The following is a 21,043-nucleotide window of genomic DNA, read 5'->3' as shown; positions in this document are numbered from 1 at the left end:
GCGCGCCGGTTTTTCGGCGCCGCGTTAAATAATTAGCTGATGGACAGGACGCGCGTCATGGCCTGATCGTCTTCTTTGGCGGTGTTCATCATCTTGATGTGCAACTCGAACTGCTTGGCCAGGGCCAACACCGAGGTCATCTCGTCCACCGCGTTCACGTTGCTGGCTTCCAGAAAGCCCGAGACCACACGCACGTTGGCGTCGGCCACAGCCGGTTGGCCGTCTTTGGTGTGAATCAGACCGTCGAGGCCCTTGGTCATGTTCTTGAGGTCTGGCTGCACCATCTTGATCCGGTCAACTTCGGCCATCACCCGCGGGCCTTCGCCCATGGCGCGGATACTGATGGTGCCGTCTTCACCGACTTCGATCTGCTGCTGCGGCGGCACGGCAATCGGCCCGCCATTGCCCATGATCGGCATGCCGTTACCGGCCCGCAGAATGCCCAAGGCATCCACATTCATGCTCGCGGTGCGCACGTAAGCTTCGCTGCCGTCAGGCGCCTGCACCGCCAACCAACCATCGCCCTGCACGGCTACGTCCAGGTCACGACCGGTTTCGACCAACGCGCCAGCGGTGAAATCCGTGGCCGGGCGTTCCGACAGTGCAAAGGCACGCGCCGGAAAGCTGTCACCGAACACCGGCATCGAACGCGCCTGCTCCAGGTCACGCTGAAAACCATTGGTTGAGATGTTCGCCAGATTGTTGGCATGCGCCTTCTGCGCCAGTGCGTTCTGGCTGGCGCCGGTCATTGCCACATAAAGGTACTTGTCCACAGTCTTTCCTCTGCCTGACGGACGTTTGCCGCCCACCGCTGTACTGAAGTCCTCTAAGCAATTTGCGCACCAACTTTTTTTTGACGGCGAAAAACCCCGGCTTTGCGGGGTTTTGAGGCCCATCAGAGGAAACGTCGGACGGCGTAAAAGACGTAAAAACGGCGCGAACAGGCCGAAGGCGGCAAGGCGTGGCCTGTCAGGCGACGGGCCCGCCAGGCTGGCAGGCTGTTACGGATTAATGTGTGGGCTTGAGAATGTCGTACTCGCGCAGCTTGTTGGCGATGGTGGTGTGAGACACACCGAGCCGCTTGCCCAGCAATCGGCTGCTCGGGTACTCGGCATACAGCTGTTCAAGCACGGTTTTCTCGAAGCGGCCGACAATTTGGTCCAGTCCGCCGTCCATTGAAAACTCGCCCAAGGGCTGGCGCACACCATAATCGGGCAAGCGAATATGCTCAGCCTTGACCACCCCGCCCTCGCACAGCGACACCGCCTGAAACAGCACGTTTTCTAACTGGCGCACGTTGCCCGGCCAATGGTAGTGACTCAAACGGTCCATCGCCGCAGGCGCCAGACGCGGCAGCGGGCAACCGATCTGGCGGCTGGCCTGATCCAGAAAGTGCTCGACCAACGGCGCCAATCCGTCCAGGCATTCACGCAGCGGCGGAATGTGCAGCGACAACACGTTCAAGCGATGGTAAAGATCCTGACGGAACTCACCCTTGGCACACAGCTCGGACAAATCCACCTGCGTGGCACACATCACACGCACATCGAGGTACACCTCTTCATCGCTGCCCACGCGACGAAAGCAGCCGTCCTGCAAAAAGCGCAGCAGTTTGACCTGCAAACGCGGACTCATCTCTCCCACGCCGTCGAGAAACAACGTGCCGCCAGCCGTCAGCTCCAACAACCCGAGCTTGCCCTCGGCCCGCGCCCCTTCGAAAGCCCCCGGCCCGTAACCAAAGAGTTCGGTTTCGGCCATCGACTCCGGCAAGCCTGCGCAATTGAGCGCCATTAAAGGAGACTGCCCGCGCGGGCTGGCGAGGTGGCAAGCGCGCGCCAGCAATTCTTTGCCGGTGCCGGTTTCGCCCTCTATTAATAGAGGGGCGTCCAGCGGCGCCATACGCCGCGCTTCGCGCACCACGGCAGCCATCACTTTGGAGCTTTGGAAGATGCTGTCAAAACCGCGCAGCTCTTGCTTGCGCACGTTGTAGATTTGCTCGCCTACACGGTCGGCACGGTGCAATGTCAGTACCGCCCCCGCCATGGCCTCACTGTCATCGCTGTCCAGTTGCAGCGGCGCGATGTCGGCCAGAAACACGTGCCCTTTGATTTTGACCCGCATGCCGTTGATGCGCGATTTGTTGGCCCGCACCAACTCCGGCAAGTCAAAGTCTTCGGCGTAACGCGCGAGCGCGATGCCCGGCACTTCATCCACACGCACACCGAGCAATTGCGCCGCAGCGCGATTGGCCGCCACGATGGAGCCACCCATGTCGATGGACAGAACCGGAAATTCCAGCGCACCCAGCAAGGCGTTGAGTTCCATATGCCGACGTTCGCTAGGCATTAAACCTACACGCTTGACACCGAACACCCCGGCGATGGTTTCAAACTTGGGGCGCAGGGCCTGGAACTGCAAATTGATCAGGTTGGGGCAATACAGATAGATCGCGTTGCCCTGATCGCCGCCCACCTCACCACGCTTGACGTTGATGCCATAGGCGACCAGCAGATTGAGAATGTCGCGCAGAATGCCAATCCGGTTTTGACAATGGACCTTGATACGCATGGGGAAAGGCTCAAAAAAGAATTAAACACCACACACCTCCCGCAGGAGCTGCCACAGGCTGCGATCCGCTGACCGCTGACCGCTAAACGCTCGCAACCCGTGCCAGCGCTTGCAAAGAGCGGATATTTAGCGGGCCGCGCATTTCAATGTCACGTTTTTGTGACAGTTTGACCTTCGTCGACAGCAATACTCTCAGCATGGCCCGCAAGTCGTAACGAATAGTTTACGAATATGACGCATCATCCCAGCATTAGTGGCTTTAGGCTAGCTGCACGACGCAATCGCTTGAGGTATCACTTAGTCATCGCCACACACCGAATAATAAAAACGATTTCCTTGCGGAGAGTCCCATGAAGCAAACGAAATACGTCGCCCGCGAGCCTGATGCTGATGGCTTTATCGACTACACACCGGCCGAGCACGCGGTGTGGAACACGCTGATTACCCGCCAACTCAAGCTGCTGCAAGGGCGTGCCTGCCCTGAATACATGGAAGGTATCGACAAGCTGGGCCTGCCCCATGACCGCATTCCGCAGCTGGGCGAGATCAACAAAGTGCTGGCTGAAACCACCGGCTGGCAAGTGGCCCGCGTACCGGCACTGATCCCGTTTCAAACCTTCTTCGAATTGCTGGCCAATAAGCAGTTCCCGGTAGCGACCTTTATTCGCACGCCCGAAGAACTCGATTACCTGCAAGAGCCGGATATTTTCCATGAGATTTTCGGCCACTGCCCACTGCTGACCAACCCGTGGTTCGCTGAATTTACCCACACCTACGGCAAGCTCGGCCTGCAAGCCACCAAGGAACAGCGCGTGTATCTGGCCCGCCTGTACTGGATGACAATCGAGTTTGGGCTGGTCGACACCCCAGAAGGCCAGCGCATCTACGGCGGCGGTATTCTTTCATCGCCCAAAGAAACGGTTTACAGCCTGTCTTCAGAACCGGAACATCACGCCTTCGATCCACTAGAAGCCATGCGCACCCCGTACCGCATCGATATTTTGCAGCCGCTGTATTTTGTCCTGCCGGACTTGAAGCGACTGTTCGATTTGGCCCACGAAGACATCATGGGCATGGTCGAAACAGGCATGAAGATGGGCCTGCATGCGCCCAAGTTCCCGCCTAAACCCAAAGCGGCGTAACACGTCTTTTTTGAAACCTTCTTTCTTTTGTACCCATAAGAAAAACTGACTTCAGGAACACACCATGAACGCACTGAACCAAGCCCACTGCGAAGCCTGCCGCGCCGATGCCCCCCAGGTCAGCGACGAAGAACTGCCGGTGCTGATCAAACAGATCCCGGACTGGAACATCGAAGTGCGCGACGGCGTGATGCAGCTGGAAAAGGTCTTTTTGTTCAAAAACTTCAAATTTGCACTGGCGTTCACCAACGCCGTTGGCGAGATCGCTGAAGCCGAAGGCCATCACCCGGGTTTGCTCACCGAGTGGGGCAAAGTGACCGTTACCTGGTGGAGCCACTCCATCAAGGGCCTGCATCGCAATGACTTCATCATGGCCGCGCGCACTGACGACGTAGCCAAAACCGCCGAAGGTCGCAAGTGAAGCACTTCGCGGCCATTGGCCGGGTGCCGGGCGACCCGATTCTGGGCCTGATGGACGCCTACAATCAGGACACCAACCCGAACAAATTCGACCTGGGCGTGGGCGTCTATAAGGACGCCAAGGGCCTGACGCCGATCCTGCAATCGGTCAAACAGGCCGAACAGCGCTTGGTTGAGCAGCAGCAGACCAAAACCTACATCGGCGGTCATGGCGACAGCCGTTTTGGGCAACTGATCAGCGAACTGGTGCTGGGTGAGGCGTCGCCCTTGCTGGCCGACAAACGTGCGGGCGCTACACAGACGCCCGGCGGCACAGGCGCCTTGCGCTTAAGTGCCGACTTTATTGCACAGTGCCTGCCGGGGCGCGGCATTTGGCTGAGCGATCCTACCTGGCCGATCCACGAAACCATTTTCGCGGCAGCCGGTTTGAAGATCAGCCACTACCCGTACGTGGGCAGCGACAACACGCTCAACGTCGCCGCGATGCTGGCTGCCCTGGAACAAGCCCCTAAAGGCGATGTGGTGCTGCTGCATGCCTGCTGTCATAACCCGACCGGGTTTGACTTGTCACAGGAGGACTGGCACCAGGTGCTGGATGTGGTCAAGCGCCGCGAGCTGTTGCCGCTGATCGACTTTGCCTACCAGGGATTTGGTGACGACCTGGAGCAGGATGCGTGGTCTACGCGCCTGTTTGCCAGCGAACTGCCCGAACTGCTGATCACCAGCTCCTGCTCAAAGAACTTCGGCCTGTACCGCGAACGTGTCGGGGCGTTGATCGTGTGCGCGAGCGACGCCGAAAAACTGACGGACATCCGCAGCCAACTGGCCTATCTGGCCCGTAACCTGTGGTCCAATCCGCCGGACCACGGCGCGGCTGTGGTGGCGACCATCCTGGGTGATGAGCAACTCAAGACGTTGTGGGCCGGCGAAGTGGAAGCCATGCGCAGTCGTATCGCGCAACTGCGCAGCGGTTTGGTCGAAGCGCTGACGCCGTTTGGTCTGGCCGAACACTTTGCCCACATCAACCAACAGCGCGGGATGTTCTCCTACACCGGCCTCAACGCCGAACAAGTGCAATTGCTGCGCGAGAAACATAGCGTGTACATGGTCGGTTCAGGCCGCGCCAACATGGCAGGCGTCGACGGCACCCGCCTGAGCCTGCTGGCCAAGGCGATTGCGCAGGTGTGTACGCACTAACGGTGGCAACGCCAGGCGCGGGCTTGCTCGCGCCTGCTTGCACGACAACAGCAACATGAAAAGTTCGCCACAAAGCCCCGCCAGACGTAAAAAAAGACAAATTGTCACACCCGGTCATGTATCCTGCCCAAGCTTTTTAAAAGCGCCGATGTACCCAGCGATTTAAAAACACACCTTGCGAGGAGCGCGACGATGCACGAAATCCCAAACCTCCCCTTCCCAAGCCTGCATGAAACTCAGCAGCCGACCCCGCAACACACCAGTGGCGAAAACCCCGCACTGGACGAGGCCCCTGAAAGCCTCAAGGCCGACAGCGAAGACTGACGGTTCGCACTCAGGCGGTGCGAAAAGCTTTCAGCTTTTCATACCGCCTGACACAATCGCCGCACCGTTCTCAACCCCGGATTCCCGCGTGACTGATTCTTTCAGCGACACCCAAGCCAGCGTACTGATCGGCACAGCCGAAAAAATGATCGAGCTGTGGGAGCGCCTGACCCCCGAAAAACAAGCCACCCTGCTCCAGCGTTTCGGCACCCAGGAAAACGCCCTGGCCGCCCTGATTGCAACCCGCCTGGTTGCACCGCTTTAATCCGCAGGACCTGCGCCCATGCCTGAAACACAACGCCCCCTGGCAATCACGCTGCAAGTGATGTCCATCGTGCTGTTTACCTTCATTGGCTATCTGAACATCGGCATTGCGCTGGCGGTATTACCCGGCTACGTTCACAACCACCTGGGTTACGGCACCGTCATCGCCGGGCTGGTGATCAGCGTGCAATACCTGGCCACGCTGCTGAGTCGCCCGTACGCCAGCCGCATCATCGACAACCTGGGCAGCAAGCGCGCGGTCATGTACGGCCTGGCCGGGTGCGGTCTGAGCGGCGTATTTATGCTGCTCTCCAGTTGGCTGTCGGCGATGCCCGCCCTGAGCCTTGCCAGCCTGCTGCTCGGGCGACTGGTGCTGGGCAGCGCCGAAAGCCTGGTCGGCTCAGGCTCGATTGGCTGGGGCATCGGCCGCGTAGGCGCGCACAACACCGCCAAAGTGATCTCGTGGAACGGCATCGCCAGTTACGGGGCAATCGCCATCGGCGCTCCGCTGGGCGTGCTGATGGTCAACCACTGGGGCATGTGGAGCATGGGTGCCAGCATCATTGCGCTGGCGGTGCTGGGCTTATTGTTGGCGTGGCCCAAGCTGGCGGCGCCGATCGTCAGTGGCGTGCGCCTGCCGTTTTTGCATGTTCTGGGCCGCGTCCTGCCCCACGGCACCGGGCTGGCGCTGGGTTCTATCGGGTTTGGCACCATCGCCACGTTCATCACCCTGTACTACGCAACCCAGCATTGGGAAAACGCCGTGCTGTGCCTCAGCCTGTTCGGCGCCAGTTTTATCGGTGCGCGACTGCTGTTCGGCAACCTGATAAATCGCATCGGCGGCTTCCGTGTTGCAATTGCCTGCTTGAGCGTCGAAACCGTGGGTCTGCTGGGGTTATGGCTGGCACCCAACCCGCAACTGGCGCTGGCCGGTGCGGCGCTGAGCGGATTTGGCTTCTCGCTGGTCTTCCCGGCGCTGGGGGTTGAAGCGGTGAATCTGGTGCCTGCCTCAAGCCGCGGGGCCGCCGTGGGGGCGTATTCGTTGTTTATCGATTTATCGCTGGGTATCACCGGGCCACTGGTGGGCGCCGTGGCGGCAGGCTTTGGTTTTGCCTCGATCTTCTTGTTCGCCGCACTGGCCGCGTTTAGCGGGCTGATGCTGAGCGTGTACCTCTACCGCCAGGCCCGCGCAACCTAGGGTCTCTACGTCGACCCCGGCAACGGGATCAAAAATCCACTTTGCCGCGCCCCGCCTTGATGTTGCCGCGCTTGGTTTTGGATTCGAGCCGACGTTTTTTTGACCCCAGCGTCGGCTTGGTGGGACGGCGCTTTTTCTCGACCTTGGTCGCGCTCACAATCAACGCCAGCAAACGCTCCAGCGCATCGGCGCGGTTCTGCTCCTGGGTGCGGTATTGCTGCGCCTTGATGATCAATACGCCATCACTGGTAATGCGACTGTCACGCAGCGCCAGCAGCCGCTCTTTGTAAAACGGCGGCAACGACGAGTTGGGGATGTCAAAGCGCAAGTGCATGGCGCTTGAGACTTTGTTGACGTTCTGACCGCCCGCGCCTTGGGCGCGAATCGCCGTGAGTTCGATCTCGGCGTCGGGGATGTGCACGTTGTTGGAAATCACCAGCATTACAAAAGGGTCCGTTTTCAGGGCGTGCAGGATACCCCACAAACAACAAACCCGGCGCCATGGCCGGGTTGGTTGTTAGTCAGGGTAACGCTTACTTGCCGGCCGAGCCGTAAGCTGCGGTCGAAGCGTGCGCTTCGCGCCTGCCCTTGATCAAGAAGCACACCCACATGAAGGCCACCCACACCGGAATCGCGTACACCGACACGCGAATGCCCGGGATCATCAGCATGATGACCAGAATGAACGCCACAAACGCCAGACAGATGTAGTTGCCGTACGGGTACCACAACGCTTTGAACAGCGGGGTTTGTGCGGTTTTGTCCATGTGCTGACGGAACTTGAAGTGCGAGAAGCTGATCATCGCCCAGTTGATCACCAAGGTGGCCACCACCAGCGACATCAACAGTTCCAGCGCGTCGTGCGGCATCAAATAGTTGAGCAGCACAGCAATCACCGTCACCGCGGCCGAGGCCAGGATCGAGTTTACCGGCACGCCGCGCGTGTCGATTTTGGCCAGCACTTTGGGAGCATCGCCCTGCTGCGCCATGCCCAGCAACATGCGGCTGTTGCAGTAGGTGCCGCTGTTGTACACCGACAATGCCGCGGTCAAGACCACAAAGTTGAGGATGTGCGCAGCAGTGTTGCTGCCCAGCATGGAGAACACCTGCACAAACGGGCTGCTGCTGTAGCTGTCGCCACCGGCGTTGAGCGTTTCGAGCAACGCATCCCACGGCGTCAGGGACAACAGCACCACCAGAGCGCCGATGTAGAAAATCAGGATGCGGTAGATCACCTGATTGATCGCTTTAGGGATCACCGTGCGCGGCTTGTCGGCTTCTGCTGCGGTGAAACCGAGCATCTCCAGACCGCCAAACGAGAACATGATGAAGGCCATTGCCATCACCAGGCCGGTAATGCCATGCGGGAAGAAGCCCCCGTGCTCCCACAGGTTACTGACCGATGCTTGCGGGCCGCCACTGCCGCTGACCAGCAAGTAGCTGCCCAGGGCGATCATGCCCACGATGGCCACCACTTTAATGATCGCGAACCAGAACTCGGCCTCGCCAAACACTTTGACGTTGGTCAGGTTGATTACGTTGATCAGCACGAAGAACGCCGCCGCCGACGCCCAGGTCGGGATCTCGGGCCACCAGTAGTGCACGTATTTACCCACGGCCGTCAGTTCCGACATGCCGACCAGGATGTACAGCACCCAACAGTTCCAGCCCGACATGAAGCCGGCAAAGCCGCCCCAGTATTTGTGCGCGAAGTGGCTGAAGGAGCCGGCTACCGGCTCTTCAACGATCATTTCGCCGAGCTGGCGCATGATCATAAAGGCAATGAAGCCGCAGATTGCATAGCCCAGAATCATCGACGGGCCGGCAGATTTCAGTACCCCGGCCGAGCCGAGGAACAAGCCAGTACCGATCGCGCCACCCAGGGCAATCAGCTGGATATGGCGATTTTTCAGGCCGCGTTTAAGCTCGCCCGAATGCGAGGTTTGTCCACTCATTAAAAAGGGTTCCACACAAGGTTTGATGGCATTCAGTGCGTTTTCGCTTGAGCACCGGCAGTGATCGAAGGGTCTACAACACAAATCAAACCCCAGCGCAGACGCCAGGAATCCATGGTTGTTTCACGAGTCATGCGTCACCTGTTTGTTTTTATCTGTGACGGAATCGAACCCGCAAGGCTTATGGCATTGCGGAGTTAACAAGGCGGGTTAGCCTTGAGGTTTTGGCCAATCAGCACATCGCCGAGCGGCGCAAAAAGCGCGGTTACGCCATTGAGTCACAGTTAAAACGCCGCGCATTGTACACCCGCTCGTAGGCAAGATCCCATCACACAGCCGATAGCAAGACGAAACAAGCCGCAGTTCGGCCCGTAAACGTCACAAATCTGTAAAACGCGGAAAACTTTCTATACACAACCGTGCTTTCCTCGCTCCAAGGGGTAAAAGAGGCAGTATTCGTCACGATTTATTGACTAAGCGTAAAGAATTATTTCCACCATAAACACTACATGCACGCGGGCGACTGATTGTCGCAGCCCTAATCCTTTGATTTTGAATGAGTATCTGTAGCCCCTGACAAGATGCGCAGGCTGCGCTGACGACGCCATCAGGTTTTACACGCATAAAAAAACGCCAACCCGAGGGTTGGCGTTTTGTTTACCGCGCTACACGCTTACTGCGGCTTGCGACGACCGAAGCCTGGACGCTGACCGGAACCGGCCGGTGCGCCGCGGCGCTTGCCGGACGGTGCATCGTCAACCAGCTTGGGGCCTTGACGCGTCGGCTTGCCCGGGCGCTTGTTCATTTCGCTTGGACGCTCGGCAACCGGTGCACCACGACCTGCTGGCACACGGTCAGTACGGCCCGCTGGCTTGCGTGCCGGGCGCGCGGCTTCATCACGCGCCGGACGTGCTGGACGCTCACCTTCGATGTGCGGCTGGCGCGCTGGACGCGGTGCCAATGGCGCACCCTCGGCCGGACGCACAGTGCGTGCAACACGGTCGGCACGGGCCACAGGGCGCGAGGACTTACGCTGCAAACGCTCAAGCTTGTCTTTGTTCTTGGCATTCATCTCTGGCATGGCAACCGGCGTGAGGCCGACTTCAGCGCTGAGAATGTCCACCTCGTACTGACCCATTTCACGCCAGCGACCCATCGGCAGGTCAGAGTTGAGGAACACCGGGCCGAAACGCACGCGCTTCAGACGGCTGACCACCAGACCCTGAGATTCCCACAAACGACGTACTTCACGGTTACGGCCTTCCATCACCACACAGTGGTACCAATGGTTAAAGCCTTCGCCGCCCGGCGCCTGTTTGATGTCGGTGAAACGCGCTGGGCCGTCTTCCAGCACCACGCCCGCCTTGAGGCGCTCGATCATCTCGTCATCCACTTCGCCACGTACACGTACCGCGTATTCACGGTCCATTTCGTAGGAGGGGTGCATCAGACGGTTCGCCAGCTCACCGTCAGTGGTGAACATCAGCAAGCCGGTGGTGTTGATATCGAGACGACCGATGTTGATCCAGCGACCTTCTTTAGGGCGCGGCAACTTGTCGAATACGGTTGGACGGCCTTCAGGGTCGTCACGGGTGCAGATTTCGCCGTCAGGCTTGTTGTACATGATCACGCGGCGCACCGATTCGGCGGCCTCTTCGCGCTTGATCACCTTGCCATCAATGGAGATGGCGTCGTGCAGGTCAACGCGCAGACCCAGGGTTGCATCCTTGCCATTGACCTTGATGCGGCCCTGGCTGATCCAACTTTCTACGTCGCGACGCGAGCCAACGCCGATGCGGGCGAGTACTTTTTGCAGTTTCTCGCCTGCTGGGCCAATTTCCTGGCTGTCTTTAGGGTCTAGATCTTTCATCTGGGCACCTCCCGGTGTGTCAATTCAGGCGAGCGCCTGAGCTGTAAAAAATGGGCCTTGTGACGCAGTTGCGCCGCAAAGGGTCGCGAATCATACGCTGATGTTGCGCATTTCGCATCAAAGGCGAGTCGTGTTCTGCCAGGCTTACTTGTTTTTCCGCCGACCGGTGGCGCCAAGTGTCAGCAAACGCAAGTCGGCTTGCGCCAGTACCGCACGCTTTTCATCTTTGTCGAGTGTCTTCCAGGCCTTGATTTCGCGCTTAGAACGTCCGCAGCCGAGGCAAACGTCATCGGCAAATTTACACACGCCAATACAGGGATCTTTGAGGGCACTCATGCTTTGAGACCTCCAGAAAAATACGCAAATACCGTAGGCGCTGGCGCAGGCTGCGCCAGCGCCTGTGGGCAACGTCAGTCTTCGCGCTCAAGTCGCTCTTGCTCGATGGCGTCAGCCAGGGCTTGCGCTTCCAACTCTTCATCGCTCATGCCAGGCGCCAGCTCAAGCGCCGCCACGGCTGCCAGCAGTTGGCTACGTGCCTGTTCGGCATCGGTCGCCGGCACCTCAGGCGCGGGCGCCTCTTTAACCAAGTCTTCACGCAGCAAATCATCGAAGTCGGTTTTAAGACCTTCTTCCATCGAGTCCAGTTCCGTGAGCAAGCTACGGAAGCTGGTTTCGTCTTTCGGCTCCTCAGGCTCGGCGCTTTCATCCGCCAGCGCCTGAATGTGATCAGGCACCGGGGCATCGTCGAAGTCGAGAATCGGATCGGGCTCAAGCTCGCGCAGTTCAGCAAGCGGCGGCAGGTCGTCGAGGTTTTTGAGGTTGAAGTGATCGAGAAAACCTTTGGTGGTGGCAAACATTGCGGGTCGCCCTGGCACTTCGCGATAGCCGACGATGCGAATCCACTCGCGCTCCAGCAGGGTTTTAACAATATGGCTGTTGACCGCCACACCGCGCACATCTTCAATTTCGCCCCGGGTAATGGGCTGACGATAAGCAATCAGCGCCATGGTTTCGAGCATTGCCCGCGAGTAACGCTGCGGGCGCTCTTCCCACAAACGCCCCACCCACGGCGAAAACGCGTCGCGAATTTGCAGGCGATAGCCAGAGGCGACTTCTTTAAGTTCAAACGAACGGCCCTCGCAGGATTTGCGCAGCAACTCCAGGGCCTTCTTGAACACCGGAGGCTGCGGGCGTTCACCCTCTTCAAACAGTTCAAACAACCGTTCAAGGCTTTGAGGCTTTCCCGAGGCCAACAGAAAGGCCTCAAGCAACGTGGCCAGCTCACGGGGATCAGTCAAATTCATGGTTTCAGCTCTTTATTCGGCTCGCGCCCGCACATGGATCGCCGCGTAGGGCTCGTTCTGTACCAACTCGATCAAGGACTCCTTGACCAGCTCAAGGATGGCCATAAAGGTTACCACCACCCCCAAACGCCCCTCTTCTGCGGTAAACAGCTCACTAAAGGGTACAAAACCGCCGCCTTTGAGGCGTTCCAGCACATCACTCATGCGCTCACGGGTGGACAGCGCTTCGCGGCTGACCTGGTGACTTTCGAACATGTCAGAGCGACGCAGCACTTCAGCCATCGACATCAGCAACTCTTCCAGCGCCACATCCGGCACCAATTTGCGCGCACGGGCCTGGGGAGCGTCCAGCTTGGGCACGAACACGTCACGTCCGACCCGTTCGAGGCCGTCGATGCCTTCAGCCGCAGCCTTGAAACGCTCGTACTGCTGCAAGCGGCGAATCAGTTCAGCACGCGGATCGCCTTCGTCTTCTTCGATCTCGACCGAGCGCGGCAGCAGCATGCGCGACTTGATCTCGGCCAGCATGGCCGCCATCACCAGATACTCGGCCGCCAATTCAAGGCGCACCGTCTTCATCAATTCGACATAACCCATGTATTGGCGGGTAATTTCAGCCACCGGGATGTCAAGAATGTCGATATTTTGTTTGCGAATCAGGTACAGCAGCAAGTCGAGCGGGCCTTCGAACGCATCGAGAAACACCTCCAGCGCATCCGGCGGGATGTACAGGTCTTGCGGCATTTCGATGACGGCCTGGCCATACACCATCGCAAACGGCAGTTCTTGCTGGGCACCGGCCTGCGGGTCTACAGCGTCAATCACTTCTACGTCAGACATCAGGCCTCGACCATAAAGGGCGTCGGATCACCACAGCCCACACGTACGACTTCAGGCTCATCACCCGTCAGGTTGATCACAGTGCTGGCCTTGCGCCCACCATCACCGCCATCAATGATCAGGTCGACCTGTTTTTCCAGCGCATCGCGAATCGCGTACGGGTCTTCAAGCGGTTCGCTTTCGCCCGGCAGGATCAGGGTCACGCTCATCAGCGGCTCACCGAGTTCAGCCAACAGTGCGAGCGCCAGAGGGTGCTGGGGCACACGCATGCCGATGGTGCGGCGCTTGGGGTGCAGCAGCAGGCGCGGCACTTCGCGGGTGGCATTGAGAATGAAGGTGTACGGCCCCGGCGTATGCGCTTTGAGCAAGCGAAAGGTGCCGGTGTCGACCTTGGCGAACAGCCCTAACTGCGACAGGTCGCTGCACATCAGGGTGAAGTTGTGTTTGTCGTCCAGATTGCGCAAGCGCTTGATCTTGTCGATCGCGCTCTTATCGCCCATCTGGCAACCGACGGCGTAAGACGAGTCGGTGGGGTAGATCACCACCCCGCCTTTTTTGATGATCTCAACCGCCTGCTTGATCAGACGCGGTTGCGGGTTTTGCGGATGAATCTGGAAAAATTGACTCACGTTATTTACCTGTTCAGACGTTGGCGATGGGCGGATCTAATTTGAACCGACGCCACAATGGCGGCAGATCGTCCGGGATCGCGCGGTACTCGCCAATCTCGGACCAGCCGCCAGGGCCATGAAAGTCACTGCCGGCAGTCACCAGCAAACCAAACTCACGCGCCAGAATCGCCAAGCCGCCTACTTGTTCTGCAGGCTGATAACCATTGACTACCTCAATCGCGTGCCCCCCCGCTTGAATATAGTCGCCAATCAGGCGTCGGCGCTTGCTGCGGGTGAAATCGTAATGCGATGGATGCGCCAGGCTGACCCAGGCACCTGCTGCACGCAACGTGGCGACGGTGTCTTCCAGGGTGGGCCAATGCTGTTTGACGTCGCCCAACTTGCCCGCGCCCAGCCACTTGCGGAACGCTTCGGCGCGATCCTTGACGTAACCGGCACCGACCAAAAAATCCGCAAAGTGCGGGCGCGCTGGCGCATTGCCACTGTCACCCAGCGCTTGCTGAATTGCCCGCGCACCTTCAAGCGCGCCCGGCATGCCCTTGAGCGCCAGCTTGCGGCTGATTTCTTCGGCACGCAGCCAGCGGCCATCGTGCAGTGCGGCGATGGCACCAACCAGTGCAGGGGCCTGAGTATCGAAACCGTAACCGAGCACATGAATGGTCGCGCCCCCCCAAGTGCAGGAGAGTTCGATGCCGTTGACCAGTTGCATGTTCAGCGACTGCGCCGCCGAGCGGGCTTCTTCCAGGCCTTCAAGTGTGTCGTGATCGGTCAGGGCCAGGACTCGCACACCTTTCTCGAACGCACGCGCTACCAGTACCGCTGGCGCCAAAGCGCCATCGGAAGCGGTGCTATGGCAATGCAAGTCAATTTCCACGGGGATTTAATAACCTCTAGCTGACGCTTTCGCTGTCATTGATGTTTGTTATTATGCCGCCACATCCTGCTTCTGGCTGCCACTGTGAAACAATTCATCGACTTCATCCCGCTGTTACTGTTTTTCATCGTCTACAAAATCGAACCCCGTATCGTCGAAATCGCAGGCCATAGCTTGACCTTCGGCGGGATTTTCAGCGCTACGGCGATGCTGATCCTCAGTTCTGTGGTGGTCTACGGCATTCTGTTTTTCAAGCAACGCAAACTTGAAAAGAGCCAATGGCTGACCCTGATTGCCTGCATTGTGTTCGGCAGCCTGACCCTGGCGTTCCACAGCGAAACCTTCCTCAAGTGGAAAGCGCCGGTGGTGAACTGGCTGTTTGCGCTGGTGTTTGCCGGTAGCCACTTTATCGGTGACAAGCTGCTGATCAAACGTGTCATGGGCCACGCACTGACCCTGCCTGACGCGGTCTGGACGCGCCTGAACCTGGCCTGGATCGCCTTCTTTTTGTTCTGCGGGGCGGCCAACCTGTTTGTTGCGTTCACCTTTCAAAGCATCTGGGTCGACTTCAAGGTATTCGGCAGCCTGGGCCTGACTGTTCTGTTTCTGGTAGGCCAAGGCATTTACCTGTCGCGCCACTTGCATGATTCCGACACTCCAACCTCCAAAACCGAGGACTGACATGCTCTACGCAATCATTGCCACTGACGTCGCCCACTCGCTTGAAGCCCGCCTGGCTGCTCGCCCGGCACACCTTGAGCGTTTGCAGCAACTCAAACAGGAAGGCCGCGTGGTGCTGGCCGGCCCGCACCCGGCCATCGACAGCAATGATCCGGGCGCAGCCGGTTTCACCGGCAGCCTGATCGTCGCCGAGTTTGACTCGCTGGCCGATGCTCAACGCTGGGCCGATGAGGACCCGTACGTCGCTGCTGGCGTGTACGCAAATGTCATGGTCAAACCGTTCAAGCAAGTCCTGCCTTAAAGCCTCGCTGCGCGACGGAACCGCTCATCGGGTTCGTCGCGTCGCTGCATGGCTCATTATTCTGGTTTAGCGGCCGACAACCTCTGCGAATCCCATCAGGAATGAGGAGTTGCGATGCGTCAAGGTTTGTTGTGTCTGCTGTTAATCATGTTATCGCTGGGCTCTCTCGCCCACGCTGAAGACGCTCCTTCCTCTGATAACTCAGTGCCATTGTCACTGAGCGCCGGTGCGCGCATTACGGACTTGCAACAACGCCTTGGCGAGAGTGAACGCCTGCGCGGCGAACTGAGCCAAGCCCTGAAAGACGCCGACGCCACCCGCGAAAGCAGCCAGTTGAGCCAACTGCGTCAAGAGAACCTGCGCCTCAAGCAACAGCTCGACAAAGCGCAGTCCAACCCCGGCTTTCACCTGCTGACCGACTCACAACAGTGGTTTGTGATTGGTGGCGCAGTTGCCCTATTGGCCCTACTCTGCGGTATCTTCGCCAGCGGCGGACGTAAACAGCGTCGGCAATGGCTATAAATAGAGTGAGTCATGAGCGACCTGTTACTGATAGATGATGACCAGGAGTTGTGTGAACTCCTGAGCAGTTGGCTGAGCCAGGAAGGTTTCCAGGTGCGTGCGTGTTACGACGGCGTGAGCGCCCGCAACGCGCTGGCCGAGTCCAGCCCTGACGCTGTAGTGCTGGACGTGATGCTGCCCGATGGCAGCGGCCTGGAACTGCTCAAGCAGTTGCGCAGCGATCACCCCGACTTGCCGGTGCTGATGCTCTCGGCCAGGGGTGAGCCGCTGGACCGCATTCTGGGGCTGGAACTGGGCGCCGACGATTACCTGGCCAAGCCCTGCGACCCCCGCGAGCTGACCGCCCGCCTGCGCGCTGTGCTGCGCCGCAGCCATCCGCCCGCCACCTCCAGCCAGATCGAATTGGGCGACCTGTGTTTCAGCCCGATGCGCGGTGTGGCCACCATCAATGAGCACGACATCACCCTGACCGTCTCCGAAAGCCGCATCCTCGACGCCTTGCTGCGTCAACCCGGCGAGCCACTGGACAAACAGGCGCTGGCGCAACTGGCGCTGGGCCGCAAGTTGACGTTGTACGACCGCAGCCTGGACATGCACGTCAGCAACCTGCGCAAAAAGATCGGCCCGCACCCCGATGGCCGTCCGCGCATCGTTGCACTGCGCAGCCGTGGCTACTTCTACAGCGCCTGAAGGGACGCAGCCTGTGTAAAGCCGCGCCACGCCCCTCTTTACCTAAGCTTTACGCTTGATTGACAGCGCTTGACCTTGATCTCCCTAAACTGGGCGCATCCGGATTCACCGGAACGTACTACAAGGAGACACACCATGCGTAAGACTCTTATTGCTTTGATGTTTGCTGCTGCTCTGCCAACCGTCGCAATGGCCATGCCCGGTGGCGATGGCCCAATGGGTCCACGTCACGGCGGTGAGCACCATGGTCGCGGCGACGCGCCTTACAGCCAACTGGACTTGACCCGCGAGCAGCGCCAACAAATCGGCAAGCTGATGGGCGAACAAATGCACGAGCGCAAGCAGCTGGTCGACAAGTACCTGCAAAAACTGCCCGCGGCTGATCAAAAAGCGTTGAAAGACGAAATCGCCGCCAAGCACGAAAAAACCCAGAAAGACATTCGTGCGCTGCTCAAGCCAGAACAGCAAAAGCGCTTCGACGAGATGCAAAAACAACGCGCCGAACGTAAAGCTGAATGGCAAGAGTTCAAAGACTGGAAAGCACAGCAGGCGCCAAAAGCGCAATAATCTGCACATTCACCCAGCCCAACGGCCCCCCAGCCGTTGGGCTTTGCTCGTTTGAACCCATTTAGCGTGAGGATTTGCCGTGCGATCACTGTTTTGGCGCATTCTGGCCAGCTTTTGGCTGGCGATAGCCTTGGTCGCAGGGCTGTCGATACTGCTCGGACACATGCTTAATCAGGACGCCTGGATCCTGAGCCGTCATCCGGGTATTTCAAACCTGGCCCAGCAATGGACCGAACGCTATGAAACCCAGGGCGCGGACGCTGCCCAAGATTTTCTGGAGCGGCGCAAACGCCGTTACCACATTGACGTGCAAGTGCTTAACGAAAGTGGCGACCCGCTGGTGCGCGGCACCTTTCCGCGCCGGGCTGCCGCCTGGGAGGCGCGCCAGCATCCAGGACAAGACACGCTGCCGTGGCGACGCCTGACCGTGGAGTACACCAGCCCCAAGACGGCCGACACCTACCTGCTGATTTACCGCATCCCGCACCCCGAGCTGGATGCCTGGCACCGACAAAGCCTGATCTGGCCACTGAGTGCGCTGGGCATTGCGCTGGTGGTGTTGACGCTGTTCAGTTTGCTGGTGACGCTGTCGATTACCCGCCCGCTAAGCCGCTTGCGCGTGGCCGTGCATGATCTGGGGCAAACCACCTATCAACAAAACAGCTTGGCGCGACTGGCCTCCCGACGGGATGAATTTGGCGTGCTGGCCACTGACTTCAACCGCATGGGCGCGCGTTTGCAAAGCTTGATCAGCAGCCAACGCCAGTTGCTGCGCGATGTCTCCCACGAACTGCGTTCTCCCCTGGCCCGTCTGCGCATCGCTCTGGCACTGGCCGAACGCGCCAGCCCCGAGGCGCGTGAAAAGCTCTGGCCGCGCCTGACCCGTGAATGTGACCGATTGGAGTCTTTGATCAGTGAAATCCTGACACTGGCGCGGGTCGATGCCGACCAGGCGAGCGCCGAGCACGTTGAACTCAATGCACTGCTCAATAACCTGCAAAAAGACGCCTCACTCAGCGCGCCCGAGCAGCCGGTACAGCTGAATGCAGAACCGGGCCTGGCCCTCAGTGGCTGGCCCACCATGATTGAGCGCGCCGTCGACAACCTGCTGCGTAACGCGCAACGGTTCAACCCGCCGGGTCAACCGATTGAACTCACAGCACAGCGTGAAGGCGAGCACATCACCCTCAGCGTGCGCGATCACGGGCCGGGTGCGGCCGAGGAGCATTTGGCGCAGTTAGGCGAACCGTTTTTCCGGGCGCCCGGCCAGACGGCTGCGGGCCACGGCCTGGGGCTGGCCATTGCGCGGCGCGCGGCAGAGCGTCATGGCGGACGATTGACACTGGCCAATCATCCCGACGGTGGCTTTATTGCCGCGCTTGAACTCCCTCTCACCCCGGATGGCAATCTTTAACGCGGGCAAAGCACCGTGCACTGTGTAAGAGGATTTACCTGCACGATGCCTGACCGCCCACAGAGACCGACTGCCGTGGCTCAGGCGGACCACACCTGTACAAACTCTGCGCTGTCGACTTTGGGCGCATCCCGCATTTCTTTGAGCGGTGTGCCCAAGTACAGGAACGCAATAATCTCTTCACCCGCTTGCAGTCCCAGAGCGGCCGTCACCCGTGGCGCATGGGACAGCTCCCCGGTGCGCCACACCGCGCCAATCCCTTGGGCATACGCGGCCAGCTCAATGGCATGGGCTGCGCAACCCGCCGTAATGAGCTGTTCGGATTTCGGCACTTTGAAGTGCTCCTGCAAACGCGCAATCACCACCACGACCAACGGCGCCCGCAACGGCATGGCGCGGGCTTTGTCCAGCGCGGCCTCGGTGACATCACCGCCTTGGGCCTGCACGGCCTGCGCGAGCACTTCACCCAACTGGTTGCGGGCCTGCCCTTCAATGCTCAAAAAACGATAAGGCCGCAGTTGCCCGTGGTCTGGTGCGCGCAGGGCGGCTGCAAAAAGTACTTCACGTTGCTCCCTCGTGGGGGCCGGTTCAACCAGACGCGGGGCAGAAACACGGTTGAGCAAAGCGTCGAGAGCCTCCATTGGCCACCTCCTGAAGAAAATGTGCGGCTATTCTAACGGTATCTGCCGAAGGCTTGGCGGTTTACATACCCCGGCCCACAGGTAGAATGGCGCCCCTCTTTCATGCCCGAGCTGACTTCATGGCGTTGCCGACCCTACGCATCATCGGTTTTGTAATCGGCATCTTCCTGATTACGTTGGCGATCAGCATGGCCGTGCCCATGCTCACGCTGGTGATTTACGACCATCTGGGCGATCTGCCGTCCTTTTTGTGGGCCAGCCTGATCACGTTTGTCGCGGGCCTTGCGCTGGTGCTCCCCGGTCGCCCGGAACAAGTGCACCTGCGACCACGCGACATGTACCTGCTGACCGTGTCGAGCTGGGTGATCGTGTGTATTTTCGCCGCGTTGCCGTTTTTGCTCACCCAACACATCAGTTACACCGACTCCTTTTTTGAAAGCATGTCGGGTATCACCGCCACCGGCTCCACCGTTTTGAGCGGGCTGGACACCATGTCGCCCGGCATTTTGATGTGGCGCTCCATGCTGCACTGGCTCGGCGGTATCGGCTTTATCGGTATGGCGGTGGCGATTTTGCCTTTGCTGCGTATCGGTGGCATGCGCCTGTTCCAGACCGAATCGTCAGACCGCTCCGAAAAAGTCATGCCACGCTCGCACATGGTGGCGCGCCTGATCGTGGCGACGTATGTCGGCATCACCATCCTCGGCAGCCTGGCGTTCTGGTGGGCGGGCATGAGCGTGTTCGATGCCATCAACCACGCCATGTCGGCCATCTCCACGGGCGGGTTCTCGACCTCCGACCAGTCACTGGCCAAGTGGTCACAACCGGCGGTGCACTGGGTCGCCATCGCGGTGATGATCATGGGCAGCCTGCCCTTTACGCTGTACGTGGCCACCCTGCGCGGCCATCGCAAGGCGCTGATCAAAGACCAGCAGGTGCAAGGATTGCTCGGCCTGCTGCTGGTGACCTGGCTGGTGCTCAGCGCCTGGCTGTGGTGGACCACCAACATGGCGTGGTGGGATGCGTTCCGCCATGTCGCACTGAACGTGACCTCGGTGGTCACTACCACCGGTTTTGCCCTTGGGGATTACAGCCTTTGGGGCAACTTCTCACTGATGCTGTTTTTCTATCTGGGCTTTATTGGCGGTTGCTCCGGCTCGACGGCGGGCGGGATCAAAATCTTCCGCTTCCAGGTCGCCTATATCCTGCTCAAGGCCAACCTTAACCAGTTGATTCACCCCCGGGCAGTGATCAAGCAGAAGTACAACGGCCATCGCCTTGACGAAGAAATCGTTCGCTCGATTCTGACGTTCTCGTTCTTCTTCGCCATCACCATTTGCGTGATTGCGCTGGCGTTGTCGCTGCTGGGACTGGACTGGATGACCGCCCTCACCGGCGCGGCGAGTACCGTGTCGGGCGTGGGGCCTGGATTGGGCGAAACCATTGGCCCCTCCGGCAACTTCTCGACGCTGCCGGATGCTGCCAAGTGGATCCTGTCGCTGGGCATGTTGCTGGGGCGGCTGGAAATTATTACCGTGTTCGTGTTGTGCATCCCGGCATTCTGGCGGCACTGAGATACACACGGGCTAAACCTGTAGCCGCCGCCGAAGGCTGGGCGCTTTTGATTTTACGTACAAAT

Annotated in this window: 24 protein-coding genes; 13 read left to right on the top strand and 11 right to left on the bottom strand. The window is 59.3% G+C overall.

Annotated elements, in window-relative coordinates; all coding sequences use genetic code 11:
* Positions 1 to 32 precede the first annotated feature (32 nt).
* Positions 33 to 773 (bottom strand): flagellar basal body rod protein FlgF, encoded by a 741-nt coding sequence (locus TU86_RS20850; RefSeq protein WP_048366221.1) that lies wholly within the window; start codon positions 771 to 773, stop codon positions 33 to 35.
* Between the two features lie 235 nt (positions 774 to 1,008).
* A complete protein-coding gene (locus tag TU86_RS20845) occupies positions 1,009 to 2,568 on the bottom strand; it encodes a sigma-54-dependent transcriptional regulator (RefSeq protein WP_048366220.1) in 1,560 nt (519 codons plus the stop codon).
* A 350-nt stretch (positions 2,569 to 2,918) separates the two neighbouring features.
* Between TU86_RS20845 and phhA the strand changes: the two genes are divergently transcribed.
* The 6 genes from phhA to TU86_RS20825 all read left to right on the top strand — a co-directional run bounded on the left by phhA (position 2,919) and on the right by TU86_RS20825 (position 7,113).
* Positions 2,919 to 3,710 carry a phenylalanine 4-monooxygenase gene (phhA, locus tag TU86_RS20840; RefSeq protein WP_048366219.1) on the top strand — a complete coding sequence of 264 codons (792 nt, stop codon included), beginning with the start codon at positions 2,919 to 2,921 and terminating at the stop codon, positions 3,708 to 3,710.
* Between the two features lie 64 nt (positions 3,711 to 3,774).
* Entirely contained in the window at positions 3,775 to 4,131 is a 357-nt protein-coding gene (locus tag TU86_RS20835) for a 4a-hydroxytetrahydrobiopterin dehydratase (RefSeq protein WP_048366218.1), read from the top strand.
* Positions 4,128 to 5,327, top strand: coding sequence for an amino acid aminotransferase (locus TU86_RS20830; protein ID WP_162207814.1), 1,200 nt, complete (start codon positions 4,128 to 4,130; stop codon positions 5,325 to 5,327). Before TU86_RS20835 ends, TU86_RS20830 begins: the two co-directional genes overlap by 4 nt.
* A 192-nt stretch (positions 5,328 to 5,519) precedes the next feature.
* Positions 5,520 to 5,651: a hypothetical protein gene (locus TU86_RS23530; RefSeq protein ID WP_255163946.1), complete on the top strand. Its 132-nt coding sequence runs from the start codon at positions 5,520 to 5,522 to the stop codon at positions 5,649 to 5,651.
* Between the two features lie 88 nt (positions 5,652 to 5,739).
* Complete coding sequence (locus TU86_RS23110; RefSeq protein ID WP_087148781.1) at positions 5,740 to 5,916, top strand: hypothetical protein; 177 nt, start codon at positions 5,740 to 5,742, stop codon at positions 5,914 to 5,916.
* 18 nt (positions 5,917 to 5,934) lie between these two features.
* The gene (locus TU86_RS20825) at positions 5,935 to 7,113 is read left to right on the top strand and encodes an MFS transporter (RefSeq protein ID WP_048366217.1); all 1,179 of its coding nucleotides are present in this window, start codon (positions 5,935 to 5,937) and stop codon (positions 7,111 to 7,113) included.
* Between the two features lie 28 nt (positions 7,114 to 7,141).
* On the opposite strand, the gene arfB is transcribed toward TU86_RS20825, so the two are convergent.
* From arfB to TU86_RS20785, 8 genes are all read right to left on the bottom strand, one after another.
* Positions 7,142 to 7,555 (bottom strand): alternative ribosome rescue aminoacyl-tRNA hydrolase ArfB, encoded by a 414-nt coding sequence (arfB, locus tag TU86_RS20820; protein ID WP_048366216.1) that lies wholly within the window; start codon positions 7,553 to 7,555, stop codon positions 7,142 to 7,144.
* A gap of 91 nt (positions 7,556 to 7,646) precedes the next feature.
* Positions 7,647 to 9,068 carry an amino acid permease gene (locus tag TU86_RS20815; protein WP_048366215.1) on the bottom strand — a complete coding sequence of 474 codons (1,422 nt, stop codon included), beginning with the start codon at positions 9,066 to 9,068 and terminating at the stop codon, positions 7,647 to 7,649.
* Between the two features lie 673 nt (positions 9,069 to 9,741).
* Positions 9,742 to 10,938, bottom strand: coding sequence for a 23S rRNA pseudouridine(2605) synthase RluB (rluB, locus tag TU86_RS20810; RefSeq protein WP_048366214.1), 1,197 nt, complete (start codon positions 10,936 to 10,938; stop codon positions 9,742 to 9,744).
* Between the two features lie 144 nt (positions 10,939 to 11,082).
* Complete coding sequence (locus TU86_RS20805) at positions 11,083 to 11,274, bottom strand: DUF1289 domain-containing protein (RefSeq protein ID WP_048366213.1); 192 nt, start codon at positions 11,272 to 11,274, stop codon at positions 11,083 to 11,085.
* 74 nt (positions 11,275 to 11,348) lie between these two features.
* Positions 11,349 to 12,242, bottom strand: coding sequence for an SMC-Scp complex subunit ScpB (gene scpB, locus TU86_RS20800; RefSeq protein ID WP_048366212.1), 894 nt, complete (start codon positions 12,240 to 12,242; stop codon positions 11,349 to 11,351).
* Between the two features lie 12 nt (positions 12,243 to 12,254).
* Complete coding sequence (locus TU86_RS20795) at positions 12,255 to 12,953, bottom strand: segregation and condensation protein A (protein ID WP_165599927.1); 699 nt, start codon at positions 12,951 to 12,953, stop codon at positions 12,255 to 12,257.
* Between the two features lie 128 nt (positions 12,954 to 13,081).
* Positions 13,082 to 13,711 carry an L-threonylcarbamoyladenylate synthase gene (locus tag TU86_RS20790; RefSeq protein ID WP_048366210.1) on the bottom strand — a complete coding sequence of 210 codons (630 nt, stop codon included), beginning with the start codon at positions 13,709 to 13,711 and terminating at the stop codon, positions 13,082 to 13,084.
* A gap of 13 nt (positions 13,712 to 13,724) precedes the next feature.
* The gene (locus tag TU86_RS20785) at positions 13,725 to 14,588 is read right to left on the bottom strand and encodes a PHP domain-containing protein (protein WP_048366209.1); all 864 of its coding nucleotides are present in this window, start codon (positions 14,586 to 14,588) and stop codon (positions 13,725 to 13,727) included.
* Positions 14,589 to 14,672: 84 nt separating this feature from the next.
* On the opposite strand from TU86_RS20785, the gene TU86_RS20780 reads away from it, so the two are divergent.
* From TU86_RS20780 to TU86_RS20755, 6 genes are all read left to right on the top strand, one after another.
* Positions 14,673 to 15,269 carry a septation protein A gene (locus TU86_RS20780; RefSeq protein WP_048366208.1) on the top strand — a complete coding sequence of 199 codons (597 nt, stop codon included), beginning with the start codon at positions 14,673 to 14,675 and terminating at the stop codon, positions 15,267 to 15,269.
* A 1-nt stretch (position 15,270) separates the two neighbouring features.
* Complete coding sequence (locus TU86_RS20775) at positions 15,271 to 15,570, top strand: YciI family protein (RefSeq protein ID WP_048366207.1); 300 nt, start codon at positions 15,271 to 15,273, stop codon at positions 15,568 to 15,570.
* A gap of 114 nt (positions 15,571 to 15,684) precedes the next feature.
* The gene (locus TU86_RS20770; protein WP_048366206.1) at positions 15,685 to 16,092 is read left to right on the top strand and encodes an SH3 domain-containing protein; all 408 of its coding nucleotides are present in this window, start codon (positions 15,685 to 15,687) and stop codon (positions 16,090 to 16,092) included.
* A gap of 12 nt (positions 16,093 to 16,104) precedes the next feature.
* Positions 16,105 to 16,782: a response regulator transcription factor gene (locus TU86_RS20765; protein WP_048366205.1), complete on the top strand. Its 678-nt coding sequence runs from the start codon at positions 16,105 to 16,107 to the stop codon at positions 16,780 to 16,782.
* Positions 16,783 to 16,917: 135 nt separating this feature from the next.
* The gene (locus TU86_RS20760; RefSeq protein WP_048366204.1) at positions 16,918 to 17,349 is read left to right on the top strand and encodes a Spy/CpxP family protein refolding chaperone; all 432 of its coding nucleotides are present in this window, start codon (positions 16,918 to 16,920) and stop codon (positions 17,347 to 17,349) included.
* A gap of 79 nt (positions 17,350 to 17,428) precedes the next feature.
* On the top strand, positions 17,429 to 18,763 hold the full coding sequence (locus TU86_RS20755) for a sensor histidine kinase (RefSeq protein WP_048366203.1): 1,335 nt from the start codon (positions 17,429 to 17,431) through the stop codon (positions 18,761 to 18,763).
* Positions 18,764 to 18,843: 80 nt separating this feature from the next.
* On the opposite strand, the gene TU86_RS20750 is transcribed toward TU86_RS20755, so the two are convergent.
* Positions 18,844 to 19,404, bottom strand: coding sequence for an NAD(P)H nitroreductase (locus tag TU86_RS20750; RefSeq protein ID WP_048366202.1), 561 nt, complete (start codon positions 19,402 to 19,404; stop codon positions 18,844 to 18,846).
* A gap of 119 nt (positions 19,405 to 19,523) precedes the next feature.
* Here TU86_RS20750 and TU86_RS20745 point away from each other — a divergent pair, with 119 nt between their 5' ends.
* A complete protein-coding gene (locus tag TU86_RS20745) occupies positions 19,524 to 20,978 on the top strand; it encodes a TrkH family potassium uptake protein (protein ID WP_048366201.1) in 1,455 nt (484 codons plus the stop codon).
* The last annotated feature ends 65 nt before the right edge of the window (positions 20,979 to 21,043 follow it).

This window comes from Pseudomonas weihenstephanensis, from assembly GCF_001043055.1.
GTDB classification, from domain to species: Bacteria; Pseudomonadota; Gammaproteobacteria; order Pseudomonadales; family Pseudomonadaceae; genus Aquipseudomonas; species Aquipseudomonas weihenstephanensis.
This window is presented reverse-complemented; position numbering and strand designations above follow the sequence as displayed.